Annotated in this window: 19 protein-coding genes and 1 pseudogene; 12 read left to right on the forward strand and 8 right to left on the reverse strand. The window is 60.2% G+C overall.

Annotated elements, in window-relative coordinates:
- Window positions 1-206: pseudogene (locus tag VN623_RS09590) on the forward strand (NAD-dependent dehydratase); the annotation flags it as partial.
- Between the two features lie 33 nt (window positions 207-239).
- Here VN623_RS09590 and VN623_RS09595 read toward each other — a convergent pair.
- Both VN623_RS09595 and VN623_RS09600 read right to left on the reverse strand, forming a co-directional pair.
- Window positions 240-746 carry a DUF2155 domain-containing protein gene (locus tag VN623_RS09595; protein WP_325570478.1) on the reverse strand — a complete coding sequence of 169 codons (507 nt, stop codon included), beginning with the start codon at window positions 744-746 and terminating at the stop codon, window positions 240-242.
- Between the two features lie 119 nt (window positions 747-865).
- Window positions 866-1264: an NADH:ubiquinone oxidoreductase subunit NDUFA12 gene (locus tag VN623_RS09600; protein WP_325570480.1), complete on the reverse strand. Its 399-nt coding sequence runs from the start codon at window positions 1262-1264 to the stop codon at window positions 866-868.
- Between the two features lie 687 nt (window positions 1265-1951).
- On the opposite strand from VN623_RS09600, the gene VN623_RS09605 reads away from it, so the two are divergent.
- Both VN623_RS09605 and VN623_RS09610 read left to right on the forward strand, forming a co-directional pair.
- On the forward strand, window positions 1952-5716 hold the full coding sequence (locus VN623_RS09605; protein WP_325570482.1) for a vitamin B12-dependent ribonucleotide reductase: 3765 nt from the start codon (window positions 1952-1954) through the stop codon (window positions 5714-5716).
- A gap of 164 nt (window positions 5717-5880) precedes the next feature.
- On the forward strand, window positions 5881-6387 hold the full coding sequence (locus tag VN623_RS09610) for a hypothetical protein (protein WP_325570484.1): 507 nt from the start codon (window positions 5881-5883) through the stop codon (window positions 6385-6387).
- 110 nt (window positions 6388-6497) lie between these two features.
- On the opposite strand, the gene VN623_RS09615 is transcribed toward VN623_RS09610, so the two are convergent.
- Window positions 6498-6734, reverse strand: a complete 237-nt coding sequence (locus VN623_RS09615) for a hypothetical protein (RefSeq protein WP_325570486.1) — start codon at window positions 6732-6734, stop codon at window positions 6498-6500.
- Window positions 6735-7742: 1008 nt separating this feature from the next.
- The gene (locus VN623_RS09620; RefSeq protein ID WP_325570488.1) at window positions 7743-7946 is read right to left on the reverse strand and encodes a hypothetical protein; all 204 of its coding nucleotides are present in this window, start codon (window positions 7944-7946) and stop codon (window positions 7743-7745) included.
- A 123-nt stretch (window positions 7947-8069) separates the two neighbouring features.
- Here VN623_RS09620 and VN623_RS09625 point away from each other — a divergent pair, with 123 nt between their 5' ends.
- Entirely contained in the window at window positions 8070-8687 is a 618-nt protein-coding gene (locus tag VN623_RS09625) for a hypothetical protein (protein ID WP_325570490.1), read from the forward strand.
- Between the two features lie 29 nt (window positions 8688-8716).
- Here VN623_RS09625 and VN623_RS09630 read toward each other — a convergent pair whose 3' ends face one another.
- Window positions 8717-9448, reverse strand: a complete 732-nt coding sequence (locus tag VN623_RS09630) for a competence/damage-inducible protein A (RefSeq protein WP_325570492.1) — start codon at window positions 9446-9448, stop codon at window positions 8717-8719.
- Window positions 9449-9550: 102 nt separating this feature from the next.
- On the opposite strand from VN623_RS09630, the gene sfsA reads away from it, so the two are divergent.
- Together sfsA and msrB are read left to right on the forward strand one after the other, a co-directional pair.
- Complete coding sequence (sfsA, locus tag VN623_RS09635; protein WP_325570494.1) at window positions 9551-10273, forward strand: DNA/RNA nuclease SfsA; 723 nt, start codon at window positions 9551-9553, stop codon at window positions 10271-10273.
- A gap of 120 nt (window positions 10274-10393) precedes the next feature.
- Window positions 10394-10906 (forward strand): peptide-methionine (R)-S-oxide reductase MsrB, encoded by a 513-nt coding sequence (gene msrB / locus VN623_RS09640; RefSeq protein WP_325570496.1) that lies wholly within the window; start codon window positions 10394-10396, stop codon window positions 10904-10906.
- A gap of 34 nt (window positions 10907-10940) precedes the next feature.
- On the opposite strand, the gene VN623_RS09645 is transcribed toward msrB, so the two are convergent.
- Window positions 10941-12899, reverse strand: a complete 1959-nt coding sequence (locus VN623_RS09645; protein ID WP_325570498.1) for a putative bifunctional diguanylate cyclase/phosphodiesterase — start codon at window positions 12897-12899, stop codon at window positions 10941-10943.
- 484 nt (window positions 12900-13383) lie between these two features.
- On the opposite strand from VN623_RS09645, the gene VN623_RS09650 reads away from it, so the two are divergent.
- From VN623_RS09650 to VN623_RS09675, 6 genes are all read left to right on the forward strand, one after another.
- Window positions 13384-14757, forward strand: coding sequence for an efflux RND transporter periplasmic adaptor subunit (locus VN623_RS09650; protein WP_325570500.1), 1374 nt, complete (start codon window positions 13384-13386; stop codon window positions 14755-14757).
- Complete coding sequence (locus VN623_RS09655; RefSeq protein WP_325570502.1) at window positions 14754-17909, forward strand: efflux RND transporter permease subunit; 3156 nt, start codon at window positions 14754-14756, stop codon at window positions 17907-17909. The genes VN623_RS09650 and VN623_RS09655 overlap by 4 nt, the downstream gene beginning before the upstream one ends.
- Window positions 17910-17913: 4 nt before the next feature.
- Entirely contained in the window at window positions 17914-21015 is a 3102-nt protein-coding gene (locus VN623_RS09660) for an efflux RND transporter permease subunit (protein WP_325570504.1), read from the forward strand.
- 217 nt (window positions 21016-21232) lie between these two features.
- Window positions 21233-21628 carry a hypothetical protein gene (locus VN623_RS09665; protein ID WP_325570506.1) on the forward strand — a complete coding sequence of 132 codons (396 nt, stop codon included), beginning with the start codon at window positions 21233-21235 and terminating at the stop codon, window positions 21626-21628.
- Window positions 21629-22130: 502 nt separating this feature from the next.
- Window positions 22131-23195 carry an NAD(P)-dependent oxidoreductase gene (locus VN623_RS09670; RefSeq protein WP_325570508.1) on the forward strand — a complete coding sequence of 355 codons (1065 nt, stop codon included), beginning with the start codon at window positions 22131-22133 and terminating at the stop codon, window positions 23193-23195.
- Window positions 23117-24076 carry a glycosyltransferase family protein gene (locus VN623_RS09675; RefSeq protein ID WP_325570510.1) on the forward strand — a complete coding sequence of 320 codons (960 nt, stop codon included), beginning with the start codon at window positions 23117-23119 and terminating at the stop codon, window positions 24074-24076. Before VN623_RS09670 ends, VN623_RS09675 begins: the two co-directional genes overlap by 79 nt.
- Before the next feature lie 77 nt (window positions 24077-24153).
- Here the strand turns inward: VN623_RS09675 and VN623_RS09680 are convergent, their stop codons facing one another.
- On the reverse strand, window positions 24154-25353 hold the full coding sequence (locus VN623_RS09680) for an NAD-dependent formate dehydrogenase (RefSeq protein ID WP_325570512.1): 1200 nt from the start codon (window positions 25351-25353) through the stop codon (window positions 24154-24156).
- A gap of 143 nt (window positions 25354-25496) precedes the next feature.
- On the reverse strand, window positions 25497-26012 hold the full coding sequence (locus VN623_RS09685) for a DUF2478 domain-containing protein (RefSeq protein ID WP_325570514.1): 516 nt from the start codon (window positions 26010-26012) through the stop codon (window positions 25497-25499).
- Window positions 26013-26555 lie beyond the last annotated feature (543 nt).

Consider the following 26555-nt stretch of genomic DNA (forward strand, 5'->3'; position numbering starts at 1 on the left):
ACATCGCCAAGCGCCGGCATCTCAAGGAAAGCGATTTGAACCGCCTTGCATCGCCCTGGCACACGGACGCGGACCTTGGCCGTCCGATCGAGGTGGTGACCGACATGTCGAAAAGCCGCCGTCTCGGCTTTACCGATTATCAATCGACAGACGCCGCATTCTTCGAACTCTTCCAGACATCGCGAGACGACCGGCTCATTCCATGAGTAGTCGAGCGTTGAGTGGGCAGATGCCGCCGGCTAACGTCTAACGCGGCGGCGCATTTCTGGCGGAAGACCTGCGCTGTCGTCGGCACCAGCAGGCGACGCGGCCGTCGCATCCGCCGCCCCGGCCTGCGGAGGTTCGCCGGCACTCGGAGCTTGCTCGGCCGTTGTCCGCTGCGGCTTCTCGCACGACTTCAGCCAGACGTCGTAAGTCGGGTGCTCGAGGCCGTAGATCCCCGGGCTTTCGGCGAACATCCAGCCTGTGAAAACCCGCTTCTCCGATCCGTCGACCTGATTTTCATCGACCTCGACGAACGTCGTCGTCTTCGGCTCCTCGGTAGGCGGCCGCGAATAGCAAACGCGCGGCGTGATCTTGAGCGCGCCGAACTTTGCCGTCTTGCCGAGTTCGACTTCGAATGTCGAAATACGCGCCGTGACCTTGTCGAGTGCCGAAAAGACCGCGACCTGGTTCTCTATTCTGTCCGCAAATGCCGGCAGCGGCAGGCTCGTGAAGATCACGGCGGAAAAAAAGAGCCGGCTCACACGCGCGCCTTGAAAAAATAGAGACAGCTTCAATCGAGATTCCACAGGCTGGCGTTCAAACGAGGCTCGGAGTCAGTTATCTGACGCCGAAACCCGGCGATTTTCCGATCAGGCCGAAATCACTGGGGTCGCCAGGGCTTGTAATCGCTCGTCGACTTCGCACGCTTTTCGTTGCCGAGGATCGACCCTTTCGGCCGGTAGGCGCGCGGTGTGCCGGTAAGGTTCATCTGATGGCCGAGCTGCCAGGGTTTTGGCCGGTAGCGCTCGCTCGTCGGCGGCGTATCGACAGTATGATGCATCCAGCCATGCCACTCGGGCGGTATCTGGCTCGCCTCGGAAAGATTGGCATATGTCACCCAGCGCGCCGGAACACCCAACGGCCCAACGCCCCGGTTCTGCACATAATAGCGATTGCCGAACTCGTCTTCACCGACCAGACGGCCCTTGCGCCATGTGTAAAGTCGCGTGCCCCAGGTGTTGCCACCCCACCAGCTAAAAATCTCGCTAAACAAACCCATTTCGACGGGTCCTTTCTGGCCGTTCGGCACGCCCCGACTTAGCTGCACCGCACCCGCGATGTCCAGACCGCGTGACCCGATGCAGCGATGCAACAGCCATGAGGCGGAATCGCACTAAGCTCTCTTCCAGGAAACGCTCGAAACGCAGAATTCCGCTCCTGTCCACACCTCGCCTTTCCGACATGACCGAATAAAATGCAGCCGGATCAGGCTTAGGTCCGCTAAGACGACTGGGTTGTCCACACCACTAGATGTTGTGCCGGTTGTCTCTGCTACCACAATATATATCCAGAAACCGATGACGACTCGCTCGAATCATCCTAGCTTCTCCCTCGTTGCGGCGATCGACCGTCAGCCTTGAGGGAGAAGGGCGACTAAGATCGGCGCAGCGTTGTAAAGCCTCGGCCGCCGCCCTGTCGCGACACGCCGAAGCTGGTTCAACGGTGCCAACGGCGCATCCGTTCGCGCGCGAACATCTCCGCGTTTTCGAAATCATCAACGCCAGCTGCCGTCGCAGCTGGCGCGGGGAAAATGCGCTCTCAAGCGCAAGTTTAAAGTGTGTCTGAGTTCGCCTTCAACACCAGCCGCGACGTCGGGAGAATAGGACCCGTCGATGCGGTGATGACAACAAACATACGGCGTACGACCTCGTTCTGCTTACGTCCGCCCCGCAATTCGGGGGTTACCATGAAGATCACGAGGCGTTTCACTAAAGCCGGACTCTCTCCTTATGCCTCCATCCCGTTCCGGCGCGCGACGTCCGAGATCAAAAACCCCGATGGCTCGATCGTTTTCCGTCTCAATGGCTTCGATGTTCCCGAGCAGTTCAGCCAGGTTGCAGCTGATATCCTGGCGCAGAAATACTTCCGCAAGGCCGGCGTCGCGCAGCGTCTGAAAAGAATTGAAGAGACACAAATTCCCTCATGGCTGTGGCGCTCCGTCCCCGACGAAGCAGCGCTCGCCGCACTCCCTGAAAATGAGCGCTACGGCGGTGAATCCGACGCACGCCAGGTTTTCGATCGCTTGGCCGGCACGTGGACGTACTGGGGCTGGAAGGGTGGCTACTTCACCACCGAAGAGGACGCGCAGACGTTCTTCGACGAGCTTCGCTACATGCTCGCCAACCAAATGGCGGCGCCGAACTCACCGCAGTGGTTCAACACCGGATTGCACTGGGCTTACGGCATCGACGGCCCCGGACAGGGTCACCTCTACGTCGACTTCGAAACCGGCAAGCTGACGCAGTCGACGTCGGCCTATGAGCACCCGCAGCCGCACGCCTGCTTCATTCAATCGGTCGCCGATGACCTCGTCGGCGACGGCGGCATCATGGACCTCTGGGTTCGCGAAGCCCGCCTCTTCAAATACGGCTCGGGCACCGGCTCGAATTTCTCGTCCCTGCGCGGCGCCAATGAAAAGCTATCCGGCGGCGGGCGCTCGTCGGGGCTGATGAGTTTCCTCAAAATCGGTGACCGCGCGGCCGGCGCCATCAAGTCGGGCGGCACGACGCGGCGCGCCGCCAAAATGGTCGTCGTCGACGTCGACCATCCGGATATCGAGGAATACATCACCTGGAAGGTGCGCGAAGAGCAGAAAGTCGCCGCCCTCGTGACGGGCTCGAAGATCTGCCAGAAGCGGCTGCTGGCCGTGATGAAGGCGTGCGTCAACTGCGAGGCGGAAGGCGAAGCCTGTTTCGATCCGCTGAAGAATCCCAAGTTGAAGCTCGCGATCCGCGAAGCCAAGCGCGACGGCGTTCCACAGAACTACATCCTGCGCGTCATCCAATTCGCCAAGCAGGGCTACAAGGAGATGGCGTTCGACACCTACGATACCGACTGGGACAGCGAAGCCTACCTGACGGTCGCCGGACAGAATTCCAACAACTCGGTGCGCGTGACGGATGAATTCCTGAACGCCGTCGCCGATGACAAGGATTGGAATCTCCGCGCCCGCCTCGGAAACAAGATCACCAAAACGCTGAAAGCCCGCGACCTCTGGGAGCAGATCGGTTTCGCCGCCTGGGCTTCCGCCGATCCCGGCATCCAGTTCCACACGACGATCAACGATTGGCACACCTGCCCGCAATCGGGCCCTATCCGCGCCTCGAACCCGTGTTCGGAATACATGTTCCTCGACGATACGGCGTGCAACCTCGCGTCGCTCAACTTGCTGCGCTTCCGCCGCGACGACAAATCGTTCGACGTCGAAGCTTATGAACATGGCTGCCGGCTCTGGACGATCGTGCTCGAAATTTCGGTATTGATGGCGCAATTCCCGTCACGGCAGATCGCCGAACTCAGCTATCGCTACCGGACGCTCGGTCTCGGCTTCGCCAACATCGGCGGTTTGCTGATGTCGGCAGGCACACCTTATGACTCGGCTGAAGGCCGCGCTATCTGCGGCGCCATTTCAGCGATCATGACCGGCGTTTCCTACGCGACGAGCGCCGAGATGGCCGCCGAACTCGGGCCGTTCCCGGGTTACGAGCCGAACGCCAACGACATGCTGCGCGTCATGCGCAACCATCGGCGCGCCGCGCACGGCGAGGCAGAGCTTTATGAAAAGCTCGCCGTTGCACCGGTGCCGCTGGACCACGCCTCCCTCAAAGACGCTCGCCTTGGCGACGCGGCGAGACGCGCCTGGGATCGCGCCCTCGAACTCGGTCAGGAGCATGGCTATCGCAATGCCCAGGCGACCGTCGTCGCGCCGACCGGCACCATCGGCCTCGTGATGGATTGCGACACGACCGGCATCGAGCCCGATTTCGCGCTCGTCAAATTCAAGAAGCTCTCCGGCGGCGGCTACTTCAAAATCATCAACCAGTCGGTGCCGGAGGCCTTGCGCACGCTCGGCTACCGAGAAAGCGCGCTTGCCGAGATCGAAGCCTACGCCGTCGGCCACGCCTCGCTTGCTCAGGCGCCCGCGATCAATACCGCGACGCTGAAAGCACGCGGCTTCACCGATGCGGCGCTCGCCAAGATCGAGCAGGGCCTGGGCGCTGCGTTCGACATCAAGTTCGTGTTCAACCGCTGGACGCTCGGAGATGCGTTCCTCACCGAAACGCTCGGCGTACCGGCTGAGAAGCTCAACGATCCGACGTTCGACGTTCTCACCCACCTTGGGTTCACGAAAGCCGACATCGAAGCCGCCAACGAGCACGTCTGCGGAGCCATGACGCTCGAAGGCGCGCCGCATCTGAAGCCCGAGCACCTGCCCGTCTTCGATTGCGCCAACCCGTGCGGACGCAAAGGCAAGCGCTATCTCTCCGTCGAGAGCCACATCCGCATGATGGCGGCCTCGCAGCCGTTCATCTCGGGCGCCATCTCGAAAACGATCAACATGCCGAACGACGCGACGGTCGAGGACTGCAAACAGTCCTACATGTTGTCGTGGAAGCTGGCGCTCAAGGCCAATGCGCTCTATCGCGACGGCTCGAAGCTATCGCAGCCGCTGAACAGCCAGGTGCTCGGCGACGATGAGGAAGACTCAGCCGATGCCGTCGAAACCTTGATGAGCCAGCCGATGGCGGCGCGCACCGCGGCGGTCACCGAACGCATCGTCGAAAAGATCGTCGAACGCATCGTCTACGTCAAAGAGAAGGCGCACGACCGCGCCAAGCTTCCGGGCCGGCGCAAAGGCTACACGCAGAAGGCATCGGTCGGCGGCCACAAAGTCTATCTCCGCACCGGCGAATACGACGACGGCGGCTTAGGCGAAATCTTCATCGACATGCACAAGGAGGGCGCCGCGTTCCGCTCTCTGATGAACAACTTCGCGATCGCGATCTCGCTCGGCCTGCAGTACGGCGTGCCGCTCGAAGAATACGTTGAAGCCTTCACGTTCACGCGCTTCGAACCGGCCGGCCTCGTGCAGGGTAACGAGACGATCAAGAACGCGACGTCGATCCTCGACTACATCTTCCGCGAGCTTGCCGTTTCGTATCTCGGCCGGCACGATCTCGCCCACGTCGATCCGCGCGAGATCGTCGGCGGCACGGGCCTTGGATCGAGCGACGACACGACCGACGAGCAGCTGGCGCTCGATCTGCCCGAAAGCGTGTCGAAAATGGTGTCGAAGGGCCTCGTGCGCGGCAACCCGATCGTCAGGCTCGCAAGCCGCACAACGACGCCGCAGCGTGCTTCGTCGCTCGGCGCGGCCGCAACCGACAGCGCGGCGAATTTTGACGTCAGCGCCCGCTACGTCGATTCAACGCTCACCCACGGCGCCAACGCACTCGCAGTCGCCGAGCATCCGGTCGAGATGCGCACGAACGCCGTTCCCACTCCGGCGCCGGTGATGAACAAGTCGGAACTTTTCCGGCAGCGCACATCGGAAGCCAAGCTACGCGGCTACGTCGGCGTCGCCTGCTCCGAATGCCAGAACTTCACGATGGTCCGCAACGGCACCTGCCTAAAGTGCGACACCTGCGGAAGCACGAGCGGGTGTTCGTAATTTGTAACTGACGGCATTCAGTAGCACGGCTCGGAAAAATTTCGGCCGTGCTACTTCAACCAGACAGAAAGTCCGTTTTCTTGCGATGCCATCAATGCGATCGGCCGGCACTGTATAACATGGGCGAAAATGGACCGCCCCTATGCTTAGCATGCGCCGATAAAATGCAGTCCATACTCGACCGACAATTCATTCAGAACGCTGCAATGATGAACATGGCGGCCGACGAAATGGATGCAGCGACGGGCTTTATGTTGCCCAGCGGCAGGATCCCGGTGGGAGAAATAGCGAAAGCAATCAAGGGACGTGCTGTGCTGAACAACATCACGATCAATAACTCAAATGTAGGAATGCTGAATGCTGGCGATTTTTCGCTAGCAAAGATCGATGCTGTTATCACGATTGCGAAAGGGACCGACGTTGAGGCCGTTGGCAACCAACTTCAAAGTCTCACGCAAGCGATCCTTGACACCGCTAAGATCAATGCCGATCAAAAAAAAGAACTTCTTGATCTGGTGCAGGCGCTTGGGGAACAAGTCGTCGGACCCGGAAAGAGGTCCGTTATCAAGTCGATCATGAAGGGCATCGAAGATAGGGCACAGGGATTGGCAGCAGTATTTGAGATTGCCAAAACTCTCTCCGCTATAATCAACAAATACTTTGGATTCTAGACCACCCTCACCCGCCCCCTGACACGATATTCGTCGCGCAGAACGCGAAAACGCCACGACTAGGCTCGCGCAGCCCGAGCGAGGAGCGGGCTCAGGCTGCGCGCCCCCACCTAGTGCTTTTTGGGATGCTTATACCAATGCACTTGCTTGTGCACATGCTTGTGCGCGTGCTTGTGTGCTTTATGAACTTTCCGCGGATGACTGGTCTTTTCGTGCGGGAGATTGACGTGCCTTACGACGCGCTCCGCGTGCGGCTTCGACGGAAGCGTAACGGCCTGCGCAGCGGTCTGCGCGAAACCTGCGCCCAGAACGAAGGTCCCGAGCAAAACCGATAAACCGATCTTCATTTTTTCTCTTTCCCCAAGCTGAGCGCGCCCACTGCCCAGGCGCGCATCGAGAACGCTACGCGGCCATTCGCAGAAAGAAAAAGAAGAAGAATTCAAATGCTCAGAAGGATTTCTTGTTTGCGCGTACGGCAACGTTCCGCCTCGCATCGGCGGCAAGATCTCAAACAATGACATCGACGCTTGCCACGATTGCCTCACCAATGATCACCACTGGCGCCCAATAATCGTGCATCCGTCCGATTGACGCGCGGGCGCGTTTCCACGACTCTGGCTCTCCGGTTGCATCCTCTGAGGGAGATAGCCCATGAAGCCGGAAGTTCTTGCCTGGGCTCTGCTGTTCGTCATCGCCGTCGGCATTCTTTATCGCTTTGGCGCGTGGATAAACCGCCAGCGGATCCGCACCCCGCGACAAGCAACAGAAGAAGCAGCACCGGACAAACCGCCAGCGATTCCGATGAGTGCGCCGCCGCCCGCCGACGTCGTCGCGTCTCGTGCTCCGATGGCTCAAGTTTCTCCTGTGACGCCGGCCTCGCCGATTGTCGTCGCTGCGCCGGAACGCGCCGAATCTGCAGCCGCCGTTCGCGAGCCGGCCACTGCAAACGTGTCGGCAACGTTATCGCCGAGACTTGGAGCGCCAGCAGCGACGGCACTCGCGGCGCGTGCTCAAGCTTCTCAAGTTCACCCGGACGTGAAGGCCACTCTGCCGCCGGGAGCCGTGACACGTGCGGCTCCGACCGAACAGCCGACCCCTGCTCAACCCCGGCCGCAGTTTAATGAGCCGCTATCGGACGCGCGCACAATGTTTGCGCCCGCGCCCATCACGCAGAGCGAAAGTCCGCCTCGCCATGAAGCGTTGCCCACTATCACCAAACAGCGGAGCGTGATGCCTCGGCCCCGCAAGGTCGGCGGAAAAACACCGAGCTTCGCTTTGCGCATTAAGAAGTCTGATACGCGCAAAATCTCCGTCGCTTCAAAATCGGCACGTAAGTCGAAGCCAGCTATCGCGGATCAGGGACGGTCACGGATGACGGTCCGCAAAGCGAACGAAAAGCCCGCCGCGCGCCGGATCGGCGTCAGGACCGAACGCAGTAAGAGGCTCGCAACGACGAAGGCCGCAACGCGGATCGTCGGGGTGCCAAGGCGCCGCTCACGCATTCCCATCTCGTCGACGCCATAAGCCGAACCATTGTGGCGTTGACCGCTAATGCTCAATCCACACGTTATCCCAATGTCTCCACACGAGCCTATGCCGGCAGCGCAACGGGCTGGCTGCCGGAACGCGAATCAGTTCACCCTGCGCATTCTTCAAGCGATTGATTTGGTTGCGGGGTTCATATGTTTCAGCACGCGGTTTGCGCGCCTTTGTCGGTTTACATGCTTGCCGATCATCTCGACGGGGCATTGGCCGCCGGCGAAGATCTGGTGGCCCGCGGCCACGACTGGCGCAGCCTCGCTGAAACGCCGGCCGATCCGGCCGATTTCGCCGTCAGGCAGCGCAAAATCGCCGAGGACGTCCGCGGCTTCGAATTGATTTTGATCGCCCGCATCCTGAAGGCCCGCGACCATGCCCGAGGTCTCGCCGAGGTCGACGATCGATTTCGTGCGGTCGCCAATCTGTTTGTTTCGGGAACGTCCATCTTGCTCGATGCCGTCGAAGAATGCGGCGACGCGCGCGGCGAAGACTTCGATACAGGCGACGACATCACGTCCTACGTGCGCAGCCGTGGCCTGATCGCGCCCGACGCGGCGACAGTCAGAACCGCGGCCGATCTGACGATCGACGATAATTTCCTTGTCGCCAAACGCATTGCACTCGGACCGCTGCTCGACATGGCGGCGGCATTCCTCGACGCTCTCGACATTCAATACGAACTATTCGTTGAGGAAGATCCGGCCGACGCACGCGCTCCGCTATCCGATCAGGACGAGAGCGAACGCGCTTCCCTGCAGTGAGACCAAGCCGACGGCACGATGCTCTCTAGCTAGAGCTTCAGCGCGGCTTTCAATGTCTCGGCCGCTTCGGCAAGTCGCGCGGGATCGGAGCCGCGCAGGACAAGCTCGGACTCGAAATGGCCGTTCCGGATTGATGGATAGCTTCCCATGGCCACATCGCGATAACGCCGCTGGTGCGCCAAGAAAACATCCGCGATCTCGCTCTCGGGCCGTTCGACGCGGATCGTGACGGACAGCAGCTTGACGCCGGTATCAAGCTCCGGTGTGACCGCCTCAAGCATCGCGCGCATGATGTCCGGCACACCGGCCATGACGATGACGTTGGCAATTCGAAAGCCCGGTGCACCAGAAATCGCGTTCGGGATCAATAACGCGCCATCCGGGATTCGCGCCATGCGCAGGCGCGCCGGTGTCAACTCGACCTGGCGCCGGGCGTAGTGTTCGGAAAGCAGCTTTTCCGCCCGCGGATCGACGCCGATCGCAACGCCGAAGGCCTTCGCGATACTGTCGGCGGTGATATCGTCGTGGGTCGGACCGATGCCGCCGGTCGTGAAAACATAATCGTAGCGGGACCGCAGCGCGTTGACCGCCGCGACAATCTCGCCTTCGTCATCGGCAACGACCCGGACTTCCTTCAGCCGTATGCCGATGTCCGTCAGGTGTTCGGCGATCGTGCCGGTGTTGCGGTCTTTCGTGCGCCCGGACAGAATTTCGTCGCCGATGACCAGCAACGCCGCCGTCACTATCCGCCCTTCGCCCAACGCCTGGCTCCGTCAGTGGCAGTTCCTTCGTCGTCATAGCACCGCCCGCCCAAGCTCGGAAACACTTGCCCCGCCCTGTACATCGGCGATATGGCGAGGGCCATGAAATTCCCCTCTCCACTCATCCCCGGCAAACTCATCCACCGCTACAAGCGCTTTCTTGCCGACGTCACGATCGCCGGCGGCGTAGTCGTCACCGCAACCTGCCCGAATACCGGCTCCATGCTAGGCCTGACGACGCCCGGATCGACGGTGTGGCTTTCGGAAAGCGATCGCGCGACCCGCAAGTATCGCCACACCTGGGAAATGGTCGAGGCCGACCTCGGCACGGGTCCCGAACTCGTCGGCATAAATACGGGGCACCCGAACGCTCTTGTCGCGGAAGCCGTCGGAGCCGGGATCATGCCCGAACTTCAGGGCTATACGTCGCTGCGCCGCGAAGTGAGATATGGCGAAGCGAGCCGCATTGATCTCTTGCTCGAGGGCGGGGCGGATCCGCGTCTCTGCTACGTCGAAGTCAAGAACGTGCACCTGATGCGCGTTGCCGGACTTGCCGAATTTCCGGACAGCAAAACCGAACGCGGCGTCAAGCACCTTCGCGAGCTTTCCGCGATGGTCGCCGAAGGTCACCGAGCCGTGATGACGTTTCTCGTCCAGCGCGGCGATGCGAACCGCTTCAAGCTCGCAGGCGACATCGATCCCACTTACGCAATGGCTTATCGCGCTGCGGCAGCAGCGGGCGTAGAGATGCTCTGTTACCGGTGCCGGCTAAGCCCCACGGAAATCGTCGTCGAAAAGCGGCTCGAGATTGCGGAGTTGTCATGAATTTCTTTGAGGCGGCACGAAACGGAACCGGCGGATCGCTCGTATCTCCTGCAACGTCCTCGTCCGCAGCGACGAAGCCAAAGCGGTAATATTCAAGACAGCCAGTCGAGGTGAGAACCGATGTATTCCCGGCGCGACTTTTCAAAGCTCGGCATTGCACTCGCGGGAGGGCTCGCAACGTTCAAGGGCCTCTCTCGCACGATAACTCCGGGCATGGCGGAAGGAACGAGACAGAAGTTTGAAGTGACGAAAACCGATGAAGAGTGGAGAAAGACGCTGACACCCGAGCAGTTCGAGGTTCTGCGCAAACACGGCACCGAACGCGCCGGCTCATCGCCGCTTGATGCCAATTACGCGCCCGGCACGTACGAGTGTGCAGGCTGCGCGCTGCCGCTCTATTCATCGGAAACAAAATTCCACAGCGGCACCGGCTGGCCGAGCTTCTGGAAACCGTTGGACAATGCCGTCGGCACGTCGTCCGACAACACCTACCTCATGACCCGCACCGAAGTTCACTGCCGGCGTTGCGGCGGACATCTCGGCCATGTCTTCGAAGACGGACCGAAGCCGACGGGCCTGCGCTATTGCATGAATGGCGTAGCGTTGAAGTTTGTCCCGAAAGCAACGGGCTGATCTGAAACCACGAGAGTTCCGCCGGGCGAACCGGTCAGGCGCTTTGTGCGAGGTCAGTTGACTCGCGCACGGCAAGCAACTCTGTCGTTTCCACCGCCGAAAGCGGCTTTCCAAGCAGGAAGCCCTGACCATGCGAAATGTTGAGCGATCGCAGGCGTTGGAGCTGCTCGGGGGTTTCGATACCCTCTGCGACGACCGAGCAGTTCAAGTTCTTGGCCAACTGCGCGATCGAACGCACCACGAGATCGCTTTGCCGCGAGCGGTTGAGCTGGCTGATGAAGAGCCGATCGATCTTGATGCGATTGAACGGGAAACTCACGAGGTAGCTCAGCGAGGAATACCCGGTTCCGAAGTCATCCATTGCAATCGAGATTCCCATATCCTTGAGACGCCGAAGGGAATCGATCGTTTCCGGATTGCTTTGCAGCAAACTCGTCTCTGTTATCTCGAGTTCGAGGCGGCGAGCCGGTAGGCCCGTCGTCCGGAGCGCGTGTTCGATGTGACCGACGACATCACCCGACGCGATCTGCAGCGGCGAAAGATTGATGCCGATTACTAGATCCGACGGCCACCTGGCGGCTTGCCTGCAAGCCTCGGAGATTACCCAGCCGCCGATCTCGTCCGCGATACCCATATCGTCGGCAACGCTGAGAAACTGCGCCGGCGGCAGCAGTCCCTTCGACGGGTGACGCCATCTTATCAGACATTCAAATCCTGTGATCGCCTGCGACGTGAGTCTGCGAATGGGCTGGTAGTAGAGTTCGAATTCACCGTTGGCTATTGCCGAGTTGAGTCCGGCCTCGATCGTCCGCCTTTCCTCGGCTAGTCGCAGCATGTCGGCTTCGAAGACGCAGTATCCGCCGCGTCCAGCATCCTTCGCCGCGTACATGGCTAAGTCGGCCTGTTTCAAAAGCTGATCGCTGCCGGCATCGGATTCCGACGAAATCGCGACGCCGACGCTCGCCCCGATGCGGATTTGCTGACCGTCGATCTGGAATGGCTCGGCGAGTGCCGTCACCAGGCGTTGGGCGAGCGCGCCTGCTGCGGGCCGGTCGCAAAGGTCCTGCGCGATGATTGCGAATTCATCGCCGCCAAGCCGGGCGACAAGATCTTCCTGGCGTACCGAATTCTGAATGCGCCGCGCCGCCGCCGAAAGCACGGAATCGCCGATCGCATGTCCGAGCCCATCGTTGACCGCTTTGAACCGATCGAGATCGAGGTAAAAGACGCTGTAACACGATGATTGCGAATAGCCGCCGTCCAAGACGTTCAGGAGCGTTATGAACGCCCGGCGATTGGCGACGCCCGTCAGGCCGTCGGTCATTGCCATCCGCTCGGTCTCCTCGCGCGCTTCGCTCAATGCGTCGAAGGAGTTTTTCAATTGATTGACCGCCCGCAACCGTTCGATGAACATGCGTGCATTGGTGACGATGAGCGCCAGCAGGAAGGCAAGGAAGCTGATCGCCAGCGCACCGAGCGCCACGTAATCGGCCCCGAGTACGATCAGGCATTTGAAAACGAGAGGTAGGAGAATGGTCGCCGCATAGGCCGCTGCCGCGGCTGGAACCGGCGCCAAGAGAACGCTGCCGCTGGCCGCCATGCCGACGCACAGCGCGATGAGGACAACCTCGCTGCTGCTCTCGACACTCCCAACCCACTCCGTTGCAAGAACGGTCCACGGCAGAGCCAGCAGCACGCCGAACAACAGGGCTTTTCGCGCGCTGCGGACCGGCGACCCTTTGGCGGCGTCGAACGCTGTCGGCCGGATGCGAGCCGCCCGGACACCAACGTAGGCGGACAATCCAAACGAGCACGCCGCCCAAGCAAAGAGCTGCGCGTCGGGAATGACCCCGTGAAACTCAAAAATCGCTATGGCCGTGTTGACGGCGTAGCCGACCATGGCAGCGGGAGTCGCGCGGGCAAGACTCGCGAGCTGGTCGCGGTGAACGTGCGCCCACTTTGCTTGTCTGAAATAACTTGGGAAATTCGCCATGCTGCCTCGGCAATGTGCGGCCTGCAGCCTATCGTTAAGGAGTTAACGATCGTGATACTTACACTGAGCAAATTGAACGAAAATCAAAAGCCGAAAGCCGGTCTCGAGATCCGACGCACCACGTCTCATTTGCCAAGCCGCACCGGCTGTTGCAGGTGAAATTCTCCCAATGGCCCATGCCCGCCGCCCCCACAACTCGCCGCGCCGTAAAGCACTGGAGTTGTTCTCGGAACCTGCAAATCACCTGGCCCATCGAGCGATTTTCCTTCAGCAAACCACAATCGGCTATATTGGCTTGCGCATAATGGCCGGCATCTCCAGTCGGCGGCCAGGGCGCAGGTGCAAATCCGCTCGACGCTTATGGGGCAACGGATTCTGCTCGACGCGGCGTTCCCTCAACTGGGGTCCCGCGGGCTCTCGACTGCGGAAAACTTTGCAAAGGTTGCAAAGACACCCTGCAGATCACTCTCCAGCGTGGAATTAAATGGCAATGAGGTTATTGCGGGCGATCTTTACGATCCTTGTTGTCGGAGGAATCGCGGGTGGCGTGTACTTCGCTACCCAAGATGCTCAACCGGAGAAAGCTGAGAGCCGCCATCATGGCAGAAATGGCGGCGGCGGCCCGGTCGCGGTCATGGTCAAGAATGCCGAGATCTCGGACGTACCCGTCTACCTCGAGGGTGTCGGCTCGGTAAAAGCGCTGAACACCGCCCTCGTGCGCGCCCAGGTCGACGGCCGTTTGCTCAGCGTCAATTTCAAAGAGGGACAGGACGTCAAGAAAGGTGACGTGCTCGCGGAGATCGATCCTGTTACCTATAAGGCGCAGCTCGACCAGGCAGCGGCCAAGAAGGCGCTCGATGAAGCGCTTCTCGCGAATACGAAGCGCGACCTCGAACGCTTCGAAAAGGTCGGCACGCTCGCCGTCTCGCAGCAGCAGATCGATACCCAGAAAGCCCTCATCCTGCAGCAGGAGGCGCAGATCAAGTCGGATATCGCGGCCATCGAAAATGCGACCGCGATCCTCGGATACACGACGATCGTCGCACCGTTCAGCGGAAGAACCGGTATTCGCCTCGTTGACGAAGGCAACCTCGTGCATGCGGGCGACGCCGGTGGCATCGTCGTCATCACCGAGATCCAGCCGATTTCAGTGCTCTTCACGTTGCCGCAGCAGCAGCTGCCGACATTGGCCAAATCCATCGCCGCCGGAAAGCTGACCGCCCAAGCCCTCTCGACCGACAGTCAGACGGAACTTGATGCCGGCATGCTGAAGGTGATCGACAACCAGGTCGACCAGCAGACCGGTACGATACGCCTCAAGGCAGAATTCCCGAACGACAAGCGTCAGCTTTGGCCGGGCCAGTTCGTCAACGTGCGGCTCCTGGTCGACACGCTGAAAAATGTTGTCGTGGCGCCGACGGAAGCTATCCAGCGCGGCCCCGACGGCGCTTACGTCTATGTCGTCGGCTCCGACAACACCGTCGTGATGCGCGCCATCACGATCGCACGTCAGGACGAGAAGCAGGCCGTCATCGCCAAAGGCGTAACAGCGGGGGAGAAGCTCGTGACGAGCGGCTTCGGCCGCCTGAAGGACGGCGCGACGGTCACCATCAGCGGCGGGCATACAGCGACCCCACCGGACGGCGACTCGAACGCGCCGGCAAAACAGCCGGGCAACCGCAAATCGGCGGATGCATCAACGCAGAATAAGCAGGCTTCGGAAATACCGATGGCGCCTCCGCTCGTGACAGGCTCAAATTCCGACGCGAGTAAACCGTTCGACGACGCCAAGGCGGGCGATACAAACGCTGACGGCCGCCACCATCATCGGCGCCGGGAGAACGGCGCATCGCCATGAGCGTTTCGCGACCTTTTATCGAGCGCCCGATCGCGACATCACTCCTCGCACTTGCAACGATCCTTGGCGGTATCCTCGGCTATTTCGCGTTGCCGATCTCGTCTCTGCCGCAAGTTGATTTTCCGACGGTCGAAGTCACGACCGAGCTTCCGGGCGCCAGCCCCGAAACGATGTCGACGCTCGTTACCGCTTCCCTCGAACGGCAGTTCGGCCAGATCCAGTCGCTGGCCTCGATGTCTTCGACGAGTTCGTTCGGCCTCAGCCGCATCACGCTGCAGTTCAATCTCGACCGCGATATCGATGCCGCGGCGCAAGACGTCCAGGCTGCGATCAACGCCGCCGGATCGACGCTGCCACGCAACCTCCCCTATCCCCCGACGTACTCGAAGGTCAATCCGGCCGACACCGCCATCGTAACGCTGGCGCTGACTTCCGACACGCAGTCGTTGCGCTCCCTTTCCGATCTTGCCGACACGTTGCTAGCGCAGCGCCTGAGTTCCGTTTCTGGCGTCGGTCACGTTTCGATCGAAGGCGGTATCAAGCCTGCCGTCCGCATTGAGGCCGACGTCTCTCGGCTGGCGAGCTACGGCCTCAGCATGGCCGATCTCAGCGCCGCGATCAGCGCCGCCAACGTCGCTGGGCCCAAGGGTTCGCTCGACGGCGATAAGCAATCCTACACCATCGCCGCCAACGATCAGATAGCCGAGGCGAAAGCCTACGAAGACGTCATCGTCGCCTATCGCAACAGTGCGCCTGTACGCCTGAAGGATGTCGCGACGGTCAAGGACGGCCTCGAGAACACGCGCGTCGGCGGCTGGTATAATGGCAAGGCCGCCGTCATCGTCGACGTTCAAAGGCAGCCCGGCGCCAACGTCATCGACACGGTTGCCCGCATAAAGGCCGAGCTGCCCCGCGTCGAACGCAGCATGCCGGCAGGCGTCAATCTGCAAATCGTCAGCGACCGCACCGGAACGATCCGCGCCTCCGTACACGACATACAGTTCACGCTCGTCTTGAGCGTCGGCCTCGTCGTCATGGTCGTGCTGCTCTTCCTGCGCTCGTTCAGGGCCACGATCATCGCCGGCGTCGCGCTGCCGGTTTCGCTCATCGCCACGTTCGGCGTCATGTATTTCTGCGGCTTCAGCGTCGACAACCTGTCGCTGATGGCGCTGACGATCGGCACGGGCTTCGTCGTCGACGATGCGATCGTCATGATTGAGAACATTGTCCGACATCTCGAAAAGGGCGAGAAGCCGATGAAGGCCGCCCTCGATGGCGCGCGCGAGATCGGCTTCACGGTGATATCACTAACGATGTCGCTGATTGCGGTTTTCATCCCGCTCCTGTTCATGACGGGCCTCGTCGGCCGCATGTTCCGCGAGTTCGCACTGACGCTGACGATTGCCGTCGTCGTCTCGGCAGTCGTATCTCTGACACTGACGCCGATGATGTGCTCGCGGCTTCTCAACGCCGACGGACATGGGGGCGGCGGCCGCCTCGGCCAGCTCTTCGGCCGCTTCATGGATTCGGTCATCCGTGGGTACGGGCGCTCGCTCGAATTCGTGCTGCGCCATCAGCCGGCGACGCTGTTCGTTTTCCTGGTCACGGTCGTCGTCACGATCTGGCTCTACGTCATCATGCCGAAGGGCTTCCTTCCGGATCAGGACACCGGCGCCATTACGGCGGTCATCGAAGGCGGACCGCAGATCTCGTTTGCCGAAATGACCCGTCTGCAAGGCGAGGTGGCGGCAATCGTCTCGCACGACGCAGATGTCTCCGGTGTCGCCTCGATCGTCGGCATCGGCCAGCTCAACGCGACGCAAAACGTCGGCAGCCTCAAGATCATGCTGAAGCCGCGTAGCAAGCGGCAATCGAACGTCCTCCAAATCATCGACCGGCTCAAAGGCGAGGTCGCGTCCGTCGCCGGTACGACCGTGCATCTCCAGCCGGTGCAGGATGTGCAGATATCGACGCAGACGAGCCGTGCGCGCTACCAGTACACACTGGCGAGTACTGACGTTGCCGAGGTCTCCGAGTGGTCGAAGCGCATGGCCGACGCGCTAAGGGCTTCCCCGGCGTTGAGCGATGTCGCGTCGGAAGAGGTGGAAGGCGGGCTTATCGCCAATGTCACCGTCGATCGTGTGACCGCCGGTCGTCTCGGCGTCACGATGCAGGCCGTCAACGACGCACTGAGCAATGCCTTCGGCCAACGCCAGGTCTCGACCATTTACGCGCAGGCCAACCAGTATCGTGTCGTGCTCGAAGCGGCGCGGGAATATCGCAGCGATCCCTCGCGGCTAAATCGGATATACGTTCCGTCAAGTACGACAGGCACGCAGGTTCTTTTGACCTCGGTCGCGACGATGAAGTTCGAGACGGCCCCGCTGGCCATCAGTCATCAAGACCAGTTCCCGGCCATCACCATCAGCTTCAATCTTGCACCCCACGCTTCCCTCAGCGACGCGCTTGCTGCAGTCGAAGCAGCGCGCAAGACGGTCAACCTGCCGGCGACGGTGATCGGCACGTTCTACGGCGATGCCGCCGAATTTTCGAACTCACTGCAGGGCCAGCCTTGGCTCATCCTTGCGGCGATCATCACGATCTATATCGTGCTCGGCGTCCTCTACGAAAGCCTCATCCATCCGTTCACAATTTTGACGACGTTGCCCTCCGCCGGCATCGGCGCGGCACTCGCCCTCGAACTGACAGGCAAGGACCTGTCGTTCGTCGCTTTGATCGGCATCATTCTACTGATGGGCATCGTCAAGAAGAACGCCATCATGATGATCGACTTTGCGCTCGACGCCGAGCGGACGCGCGGGCTCTCGCCGAGAGACTCGATCATGGAGGCGGCACTCCTGCGCTTCCGGCCCATAATGATGACGACGCTCGCGGCCCTCTTCGGGGCGCTGCCGCTGGCAATTGAAAGCGGCACCGGCTCGGAACTCAGAAACCCGCTCGGCATTACGATCGTCGGTGGCCTTCTGCTCAGTCAGTTGTTGACGCTCTACACGACGCCGGTAATCTATCTGACGATGGAACGGCTGCGCGCCCGTCTGACCGGCCGGCCGATAGATGCCACCGCGCCGCTTCCGACTGATGCAGCCGAAGCCGCGCCGCCGCGCCGCGACTTCGAAGAGGCTGCGGAGTAGCGTCATGAACGTCTCGCGCATCTTCATCGAGCGGCCAATCGGAACGGCGCTACTCGCTGCCGGCCTCTTTCTCGCAGGTGCCGTCGCCTACGTCTTCCTTCCCGTCGCCAGCATGCCGACGATCGAGTTGCCCACTATTCGCGTCAGCGTCTCGCGTCCCGGCGCCGACCCGGCGACGATGGCCGCGAGCGTCGCCGCGCCTCTTGAACGCCGCCTCGGCGAGATAGCCGGCGTGACCGAAATGACATCGTCGAGTTCGCTGGGTTCGACGTTCATCAGCATTCAGTTCGACCTCGGTCGTAGCGTCGATGGTGCCGGCCGCGATGTGCAGGCCGCCCTAAACGCCGCGATGGCCGACATCCCGGGTGACCTGCCGCAAGTTCCAACGTATCGCAAATATAATCCGTCGGGTTCGCCGATACTCATACTTGCCTTGACGTCGGACACGATGACGACGAGCGACATCTACGACGCTGCCGATACTGTGATTGGTCAGCGAATCTCGCAGGTCGATGGCGTTGCGGACGTAACGGTCAGCGGCGCCGACCAACCTGCCACCCGAATCCAGGTCAATCCGGCGCTGGTTGCCCAGATGGGCGTCAGCTTCGAAGACGTCAGGGTCGCTGTCGCCGCTGCCAACGATCTCTCGCCCATCGGATCTATCGACGGGGCACGACAGACGATCATTCTCCAATCCAATCTGCAAATGACCGACCCGGAAGACTACAAGAACATTGTCGTCAAGAACTTGCCGAACGGCGACATCGTGCGCGTCGGCGACGTCGCTAAAGTTGTTCTCGCCACGCGCAATCGTCTCTCGTCGGCACGTTTCGACAAGAAGCCGGCAGTGCTGCTCATCATCAGGAAAAAGCCGGAGGCCAACGTCATCAATACCGTCGATGGGGTCAAAGCTCTGCTGCCGCAGCTCAAGCATTGGATTCCCGCCGGCATCAACATCTCGATCCTGTCTGATCGCACCGGAACCATTCGGGCCTCCGTTCACGACATGCAGTGGACTCTGGGGTTGACCATCCTGCTGGTCATGTCGGTTGTCTTCGTCTTCTTGAGGCGCGGCACGCCGACGGTTGCAGCCGGCATCACTGTGCCGCTATCGCTGGCCGGCACATGCGCGGCGATGTGGGTCGCGGGATATTCGATAAACAATCTGACGCTGATGTCGTTTGCGGTCGCCGTCGGCTTCGTTGTCGACGACGCCATCGTGATGATCGAAAACGTCTACCGCAACATGGAACGCGGCATGAAGCCGAAAGAGGCGGCGCTCGAAGGAGCGCGCCAGATCGGCTTCACGGTGATTTCAATATCCGTGTCGTTGATCGCAGCCTTCATCCCGGTCCTGTTCATGACGGGGGTCGTCGGCCGTCTGTTGCACGAATTTGCCATGACTCTCACGTTCTCGATTGTGATCTCAGCCATCGTTTCGCTGACAGTGACGCCGATGATCTGCGCGCATTTCATCAAAAGTGGCGCCGGGGAGAGGAAATATCTGGCCGATCGCCTTTTCGAGGGCGCCCTTGGGCTGATCGTGCGGGCTTATGCCTTCACACTCAGGATCGCGCTTCGCTTCCAGTTTGTCATGCTAGCGGTCTTCATTGCGACCATCGTCCTGACAGTTCACTTCTACCGCGTACTTCCGAAAGGCTACCTGCCGGATGACGATACCGGTTTGATCATAGCGATGACTGAAGCAAGTGCCGACACCTCGTTCTCGCAAATGAGCACATTGCAGGCGCGTGCACTGGACATCATCATGGGCGACCCCGCCGTCGCGGACGTCGGCTCGTCCATTGGCGGTGGGCAGAATTCTCTGAATCAAGGCCGGATGTACATCAGCCTGAAACCCCTTGCCGAACGCGGTAATGTCGCGACGGCGAATGTCATCGATCGCCTTCGTAAGCCGCTCGGAAAAGTCGCCGGCCTGGCCACGCGCCTCGTATCATCACGCGACATTCGCGTTGGCGCGCGCGAAGGTAAGTCCGAATTTCAATATACGCTCTGGTCGTACGACGATAACATTTACGACTGGGTACCGAAGGCTTTGGCGGCCGTTCGTGCCGTCCCAGGCGTCGTCGACGTGACGTCGGATCGCGAGGACGGCGGTCTTCAGCTCAACGCCAATATCAATCGCGACACCGCATCGCGCCTCAACGTTTCGATCAGCGATATCGACAACGCGCTCGCGAATGCGTTTTCACAGCGCCAGTTCTCGACCATCTACGGCGACCGCAATCAATACAGGATCATCATTGAAGTTGATCCCAAGCTACAGCGCGACCCGAGCGACCTTGCGCGAATCTACGTGCCGACTCTTGACGGCAAGACCGTGCCGCTCTCAAGTCTGGTGACACTGACGAAGAGCGTCGCGCCGCTCGAAGTCAATCACCAGGGACCGTTCCCCGCTGTGACGATCAACTACAATCTGCGGCCCGGTGTCAGCATGGATACCAGCCTCAAGGGAATCGAAGGGGCGCTCGCCGAGCTGCACATGCCTGAATCGATACACGGCGACCCGGCAGGCGATGCCAAAGCCTTTGCCGAGCAGGCGCAGATGCAGACCCTGTTGATCATCGCGGCACTGATCTCGATCTACATCGTCCTGGGCGTACTTTACGAAAGCCTCGCGCATCCGCTGACGATCATCTCGACGCTGCCGTCGGCCGGGCTCGGCGCATTGCTGGCACTTAAGAGTGCCGACATGGACCTTTCGGTCATAGCGTTGATCGGTGTCATCCTATTGATCGGCATCGTTAAAAAGAACGGCATCATGCTCGTCGATTTTGCCTTGAGCGCCGAGCGCGAGCGCGGGCTGTCGCCGTCCGACGCCATCTACGAAGCCTGCTTGCAACGCTTCCGCCCGATCCTGATGACGACGCTCGCTGCTTTGCTCGGCGCCGTGCCGCTTGCATTCGCCATCGGGCCGGGATCGGAAATCCGCCGCCCGCTCGGCATCACCATCATCGGCGGCTTGGTAGTCTCACAGGTGCTGACGCTCTACACGACGCCGGTCATCTATCTTCTGCTGGAAAAGCTGAAAGCGCGTTGGACGCGCGGCAGCGGCAAGGAAAGTTCGCCGTCGGTTGCCGCTTGAGGCAGTCCTCGCAGCTCACTCGAGTGCGATTGCCATCGCTTTCGCCGATATGTCGTATTTTCGGCAATTGGGAAAGATTCCTTCTTACTCAGGAACTTGCGTCGACGCGATGCAAACCGGCCAAGTAACCCTATGGCTTTAATTTTCGCCGAGCAGAAAAATTCGGTGAAATACGCGCTAGAATGCCGTCCCCCGTGATATACTTTGGAGGATCATAATGAATAAAATTGCAATAGCCGCCGCCGCGATTGGCGGCTTCTTATTGATAGGCGGCGGTTCGGCTGGCGTCGCGACGGCAGCAGGGCCGATCGGCATACATTCGCCGGCTGATACGTCGTCACTCGTGATCGATGTTCGCCGGGGAGGCGGCTTCCGCGGTGGCGGGCGCGGCTTTCGCGGCGGCGGGCGCGGCTTTCACCGTGGTGGTGCGTGGCGCGGCCGTGGTGTCGGCTGGCGTGGAGGCGCCTGGCGAGGCCGTGGTGTAGGCTGGCGTGGTCGTGGCTGGCGCTACGGTCACGGGCGGCGTTTCTGGCGCGGTCGGTGGTGGGCTTATGGCGTCGGCTCGTGCTGGCGGTGGCGTTACGGCAATTACGTTTGGGTTTGTGGCTACTAATGTTAACAAGCTGAGTTTGCCACCGGCTTCACAAACCACGGAGGGCCACGCACCAGCGTGGCCCCTGATACGCCGCGTCACGTCTAGTACTCGAAACGACGGCGTCGAAAGACCGCCGTCGTTTTGCACTTCTACGGCCTCATGTGACGCTACGCCGACGTTTTCCGTGCAAGCTCGCCCGATGACATGTTCGTCTTCGTCGAAGCAACCCCCTTGAAAATCTGCGCCGCACGGTTCATCCGTGTCGGGTACTCAGTGATTCTATCGTAAGAAAATGAGGTCGTGCGCGTACCATCGATTGGGGGATGGTGGGTGACAACGAATACCGAATGCAGCGATGCCGAAGCGAGGCACGCTTGGGAGTTAGCCTCGCGACAGAGCGCCGGAACTGCAAATTTGTTGCGGTTTGAAGATCGGTCTCACGCCGGACCAGCGCCTCTCGAAATCGACCTCCTCGGAAACCTGGATCACTCGACGGCTTCAAATCGGGGATGTCTTCCACATGCGTAAAGCACTCGTGACGGGCGGCGCTGGATTCGCCGGCAGACACCTCGTGAAAGCATTGCTGGACGCAGGCTACGAAGTTCACGCCGTTGACAGCCTCGCCCCCTACACCGGCGCCAAGGATCCGGCGGCAGGTTGGCCGCTCTTCGATCCACGAGACTACTCGAATTTTAACTTCGCGCACGAGGACTGCCGGTCTTGGTTTGCGCGCGTGCGCGACACCGATTTTGATTACGCCTTCCATTTAGCCGCCTTAGTAGGCGGAAGGCTGATGATTGAAAAAGAACCGCTATCTGTCGCACAAGATTTGTCGATCGATGCCGCTTTCTGGCAGTGGGCGAAAGCGGTGCGGCCCAAAAAGTGTGTCTATCTGTCGTCGAGCGCCGCCTATCCGATCAAGCACCAAAGGCCCGATCATTTCGAGCTTCTGACGGAAGATATGATCTCGTTCGACTCGGATATCGGAATGCCGGATCTGACGTATGGCTGGGCAAAGCTCACCGGCGAATACTTGGCTCTCCTCGCTTATGAACGGCATGGGATAGAGTCTGCCGTCTATCGCCCGTTTTCAGGTTACGGCGAAGACCAGGACGATGCTTATCCGTTCCCGAGCATTTGCAAGCGCGCGATCGAGTGCCGTAACGACCCTTCCATGACGGTCTGGGGTAGTGGCCGTCAGATGCGGGACTTCATCCATATCGACGATTGCGTCGCCGGCATACTCGCGACCATGGATGCGATGAAAGACGGCAAGGGACTCAATCTTTCGACAGGCATCTTCACCAGTTTCATCGACTTCGCAAAAATCGCCGCCGACGCATTGGGCGTCAGTCTGGACGTGCGCGGAACGTCGGATATGCCCGAGGGCGTTTTCGCTCGCGGCGGAGACACGAAGCTTCAACAGCAACTGGGCTTTTCCGCAAAGACTCCGTTCGACGTCGGCGTCCGTAATGCTCTGCATTTCTTCTTGGAAAAGGATCTGGCATGCGCGTTCAAAATGTTGTCGTCTTCCACAACACCGCGACCGTCGCTTCTGCCTGGTGCTGCGCTGAAGGCATCGTAAGCGTTCTGAGGGAGATGGGTTGCAACGTCATCGACGGCGGAAACCCGCGCCTATCCCAAATTCCGCTTACCCACCTTCGAAATGCCGACCTCATCGTTTTGGGGGCGCCGGAATGGTTCGCCGGCGAAATCCGCAAGCACTATGGTGCGGTGTGGAACACGCTGCGAGCAAAAAAGGCGGCTTGGTACGCGGAATCATTTCACCGGGACGACCGAAATTTCGATTTCAATTCGGTTCGCGGCTTGGCCGATTTTCACTATTTCCCGGCAATTCAAGATGCCGAGGAATTCGGCGGACATTGGCTGCCGTTTGGCGTGGACACCAGCATTTTCCGTCCGAAGCTCGTTGAAGTCATTCATGACGCGGCGTTTCTTGGAACGATGTATCAGAAGCGCGCGGAGTACGTCGGCAGGATCGGCTATCCACTCGTTCGCATGCAGTCCGTTTCCTCACCCAACGTACGCACATCGTTCGACCTGTTGGCCGACGCCTATTGCTCGACGAAGATTTTCGTCAATCTTCCGGCCTTGTCCCGGTTGCTTGTCACCAAAGTCACCGAGGTCATGGCCTGCGGAACGTTTCTTTTGACGCCTCGTCTCGACCATCATTCGGCCTATCGCAACATGGAGCCGTTCGAGCACGGCAAGCATTTGGTCTATTACAACCCCGACGATCCGGAAGAGATTGCGCGGCTGGTGAATTACTATCTAGCCAATCCATCGGAGCGAGACGCAATTGCCGCTGCTGGTCGCGCCGAGGTGGTCCAAAATTACCCGATGCGTCTGCCTCTGCGAAAAATACTGGACGACGCGGAAAGCGGCGCTAACGCCATCAGCGATGATCCATGGGAAGCAGCAATAAGCAAATTGGCCAAAGGTTGACTAAGCGGCGTCGTACTGAATAAGAACCGCTGCTAGGAACAAACGGCGAGTTCGTTGGTGCTCGCCGTCACTCGAAATCAGCGCTTGTATTTGGCGGCTTCTTCCGAACCGCCGGTCGCATTGCCCGCACTGTAGGAGTGCGCGCCGGCGCCTGCGAGCTGGCCGCCCTGCACAATCAGGTATTCGTCGCGGATCGGTTTTCCGGCAAAGTAGCACTCGAGAATTTCGCGCGTACCGGCTGCATAACGCGCCTGCGCCGAAAGTGACGTACCGGAAATATGCGGGGTCATGCCGTGATGCGGCATCGTCCGCCACGGGTGGTCCTGCGGGGCCGGCTGCGGGAACCAGACGTCACCGGCGTATCCGGCAAGCTGGCCGCTTTCGAGAGCGCGGACGATGGCATCGCGGTCGCAAAGCTTGCCGCGCGCCGTGTTCACGAGATAAGCGCCGCGCTTGAAGTGCTTCAGCGACTTGTCGTTGATCATGTGCTCGGTTTCGGGATGCAGCGGGCAATTGAGCGTCACCACATCGCAAATCTTGGTCAGGCTTTCGAGGCTCGTGTGATACGTGAGGTTGAGTTCTTTCTCGACCTCAGGCGGCAAGCGAAAGCGATCCAGGTAATGCAAATGGACGTCATGCGGCTTGAGTAACCTCAGCACGCGCAGTCCGATGCGTCCAGCCGCCACGGTACCGACGTGCATGCCTTCGAGATCGTACGAGCGCGTTACGCAGTCGGCAATGTTCCAGCCGCCCTTGATGACCCAATTATATGAGGGGATGTAGTTGCGCACGAGCGCCAGTATCGCCATTACGACGTGCTCGGCGACGCTGTTGCTGTTGCTGTATGTAACCTCGGCAACAGTGATGCCGCGATCCATCGCAGCCTGCAGGTCTATATGATCCGAACCGATGCCGGCGGTCACGATCATCTTGAGCTTCGGCGCCTTGGCGATGCGCTCCGCCGTCATGTAGGCCGGCCAGAACGGTTGCGAGATTACAATCTCGGCGTCGGCAAGCTCCTTATCGAGTCTCGAATTCTTGCCGTCCTTGTCGGACGTAACGACGAGAGTGTGGCCGGCTTTTTCGAGGAATTTCCGCAGGCCCAATTCGCCCGACACGCTGCCGAGCATTTCACCTGGTTTGAAATCGATCGCCTGAGGCGTGGGCGCGGTCTGCCCATCGGGATATTTCGAAATATTCGGAATGCTGTCCCGGGCATAGGACTTTGGATACCCGTCAACGGGATCGTCATAGAGAACACAAACGACTTTAGCCATTTTCATTTCCTTCCTGGATTTGAGCCCATGAGGAAGCGCACCAGCAAATATATGCCGGAGAATGACCTGTCTAAAGAGGGCCTTAATGTAAACGACCGGCGGACCAAGCAGTTACCGCAGGCTAGCGGTAGCCGACGCTTCGCTCAGGACTGTTGCGCCCCATTCCACCAATCTTGCAATGCAGCGGAATTCGCCGGCAAGGTCTGCGCCGTCGGCGCAAAGGCGCGCCACGCATCGAGGTGCTTGTCCGAGATGGACGTCAAAATTGGTTTACTTGCAGCAATCGCCGCTTGAAACGCACCGATAAGTCCGCCCGACGCAGCCTCGAGCTTTCCAAACTTGCTCAACACCACGAGGTCGCACAGCTCGATCTGCTTCAGCACGGTCGCGCAGGCGATATCGGCACCCGCAGCATCGATGTGGCATGAGGTGTCGCTCGGCGGAATTTCGAGATAGATCGAGTGGGATTTGCCGGAGACGATATCTCTGAGAACGCCAGCATTGCACGTGCGGTCTGGCAAACCATGCGTTTCCTCAATCAGGCCGACGACCTGAACTCCCGCCGCGCGCCAGCGGCCAACGGCTTGCTCGAACAGCGCCTGCACGGTGGCGCTTCTGGCCCCTTCGACGGCAGCAATTCTTGCTTTTGTAATCCCCATGCCGCTCACTCTGCCATTGCGCGGAGGTGCCGGCAAGTCGACCGATGGCGTGGTTTTGTGTTCCAGGGCTAGTCACGACGGCAAAATCGGCAGCGGGGTAACGTTGGCGATCTGACGAAATATCTAGCCCTGGAACATGCGAGCCTGCCGCGATGTGGGCGGCGACCCCTTTCGAACCTCGGGTGACGCCGCTACCTTCTTGCGGACGCAAACCGGCTCTGCGCCGGCCGTCCATTAGACGCGTCGCGGCAGACTCGCGCGGTCCCCCGACCGATGTCGGCGTCACCCGGCCGACAACATCGCTCGGACCGGTCCGAGAGTAATCCCCAGTTTAGGGGAGACTTCGGGGGGAGCTGAGGTCCGAAAAATTACGAACCTGTCAATTGGGCGGCCTGGATAATGAAATGAGTGCCGAACCTCGAAAGCGCATCGAAGTACGTACTGCATTTAGTGCGAACGATGGCAGCGACGCCCGATATCACATCAAATTCGTAATTTCCTACGAGCTCGTGAAAGGCATTATTTTTCCCTGTGTTCTAGAAG

This window comes from Hyphomicrobium sp., from assembly GCF_035572195.1.
Taxonomy (GTDB): domain Bacteria; phylum Pseudomonadota; class Alphaproteobacteria; order Rhizobiales; family Hyphomicrobiaceae; genus Hyphomicrobium_B.

Bases quoted from the DNA above. Each gene is read 5' to 3' on its own strand.
- VN623_RS09605 (WP_325570482.1), top strand. From the start codon at position 1,952: ATGAAGATCACGAGGCGTTTCACTAAAGCCGGACTCTCTCCTTATGCC.
- VN623_RS09610 (WP_325570484.1), top strand. From the start codon at position 5,881: ATGCAGTCCATACTCGACCGACAATTCATTCAGAACGCTGCAATGATG.
- VN623_RS09655 (WP_325570502.1), top strand. From the start codon at position 14,754: ATGAGCGTTTCGCGACCTTTTATCGAGCGCCCGATCGCGACATCACTC.
- VN623_RS09660 (WP_325570504.1), top strand. From the start codon at position 17,914: ATGAACGTCTCGCGCATCTTCATCGAGCGGCCAATCGGAACGGCGCTA.
- VN623_RS09670 (WP_325570508.1), top strand. From the start codon at position 22,131: ATGCGTAAAGCACTCGTGACGGGCGGCGCTGGATTCGCCGGCAGACAC.
- VN623_RS09615 (WP_325570486.1), bottom strand. From the start codon at position 6,734: ATGAAGATCGGTTTATCGGTTTTGCTCGGGACCTTCGTTCTGGGCGCA.
- VN623_RS09685 (WP_325570514.1), bottom strand. From the start codon at position 26,012: ATGGGGATTACAAAAGCAAGAATTGCTGCCGTCGAAGGGGCCAGAAGC.
- msrB (WP_325570496.1), top strand. From the start codon at position 10,394: ATGTATTCCCGGCGCGACTTTTCAAAGCTCGGCATTGCACTCGCGGGA.
- VN623_RS09680 (WP_325570512.1), bottom strand. From the start codon at position 25,353: ATGGCTAAAGTCGTTTGTGTTCTCTATGACGATCCCGTTGACGGGTAT.
- VN623_RS09650 (WP_325570500.1), top strand. From the start codon at position 13,384: ATGGCAATGAGGTTATTGCGGGCGATCTTTACGATCCTTGTTGTCGGA.
- VN623_RS09675 (WP_325570510.1), top strand. From the start codon at position 23,117: ATGCGCGTTCAAAATGTTGTCGTCTTCCACAACACCGCGACCGTCGCT.
- VN623_RS09665 (WP_325570506.1), top strand. From the start codon at position 21,233: ATGAATAAAATTGCAATAGCCGCCGCCGCGATTGGCGGCTTCTTATTG.
- sfsA (WP_325570494.1), top strand. From the start codon at position 9,551: ATGAAATTCCCCTCTCCACTCATCCCCGGCAAACTCATCCACCGCTAC.
- VN623_RS09625 (WP_325570490.1), top strand. From the start codon at position 8,070: ATGTTTCAGCACGCGGTTTGCGCGCCTTTGTCGGTTTACATGCTTGCC.
- VN623_RS09645 (WP_325570498.1), bottom strand. From the start codon at position 12,899: ATGGCGAATTTCCCAAGTTATTTCAGACAAGCAAAGTGGGCGCACGTT.
- VN623_RS09600 (WP_325570480.1), bottom strand. From the start codon at position 1,264: ATGGGTTTGTTTAGCGAGATTTTTAGCTGGTGGGGTGGCAACACCTGG.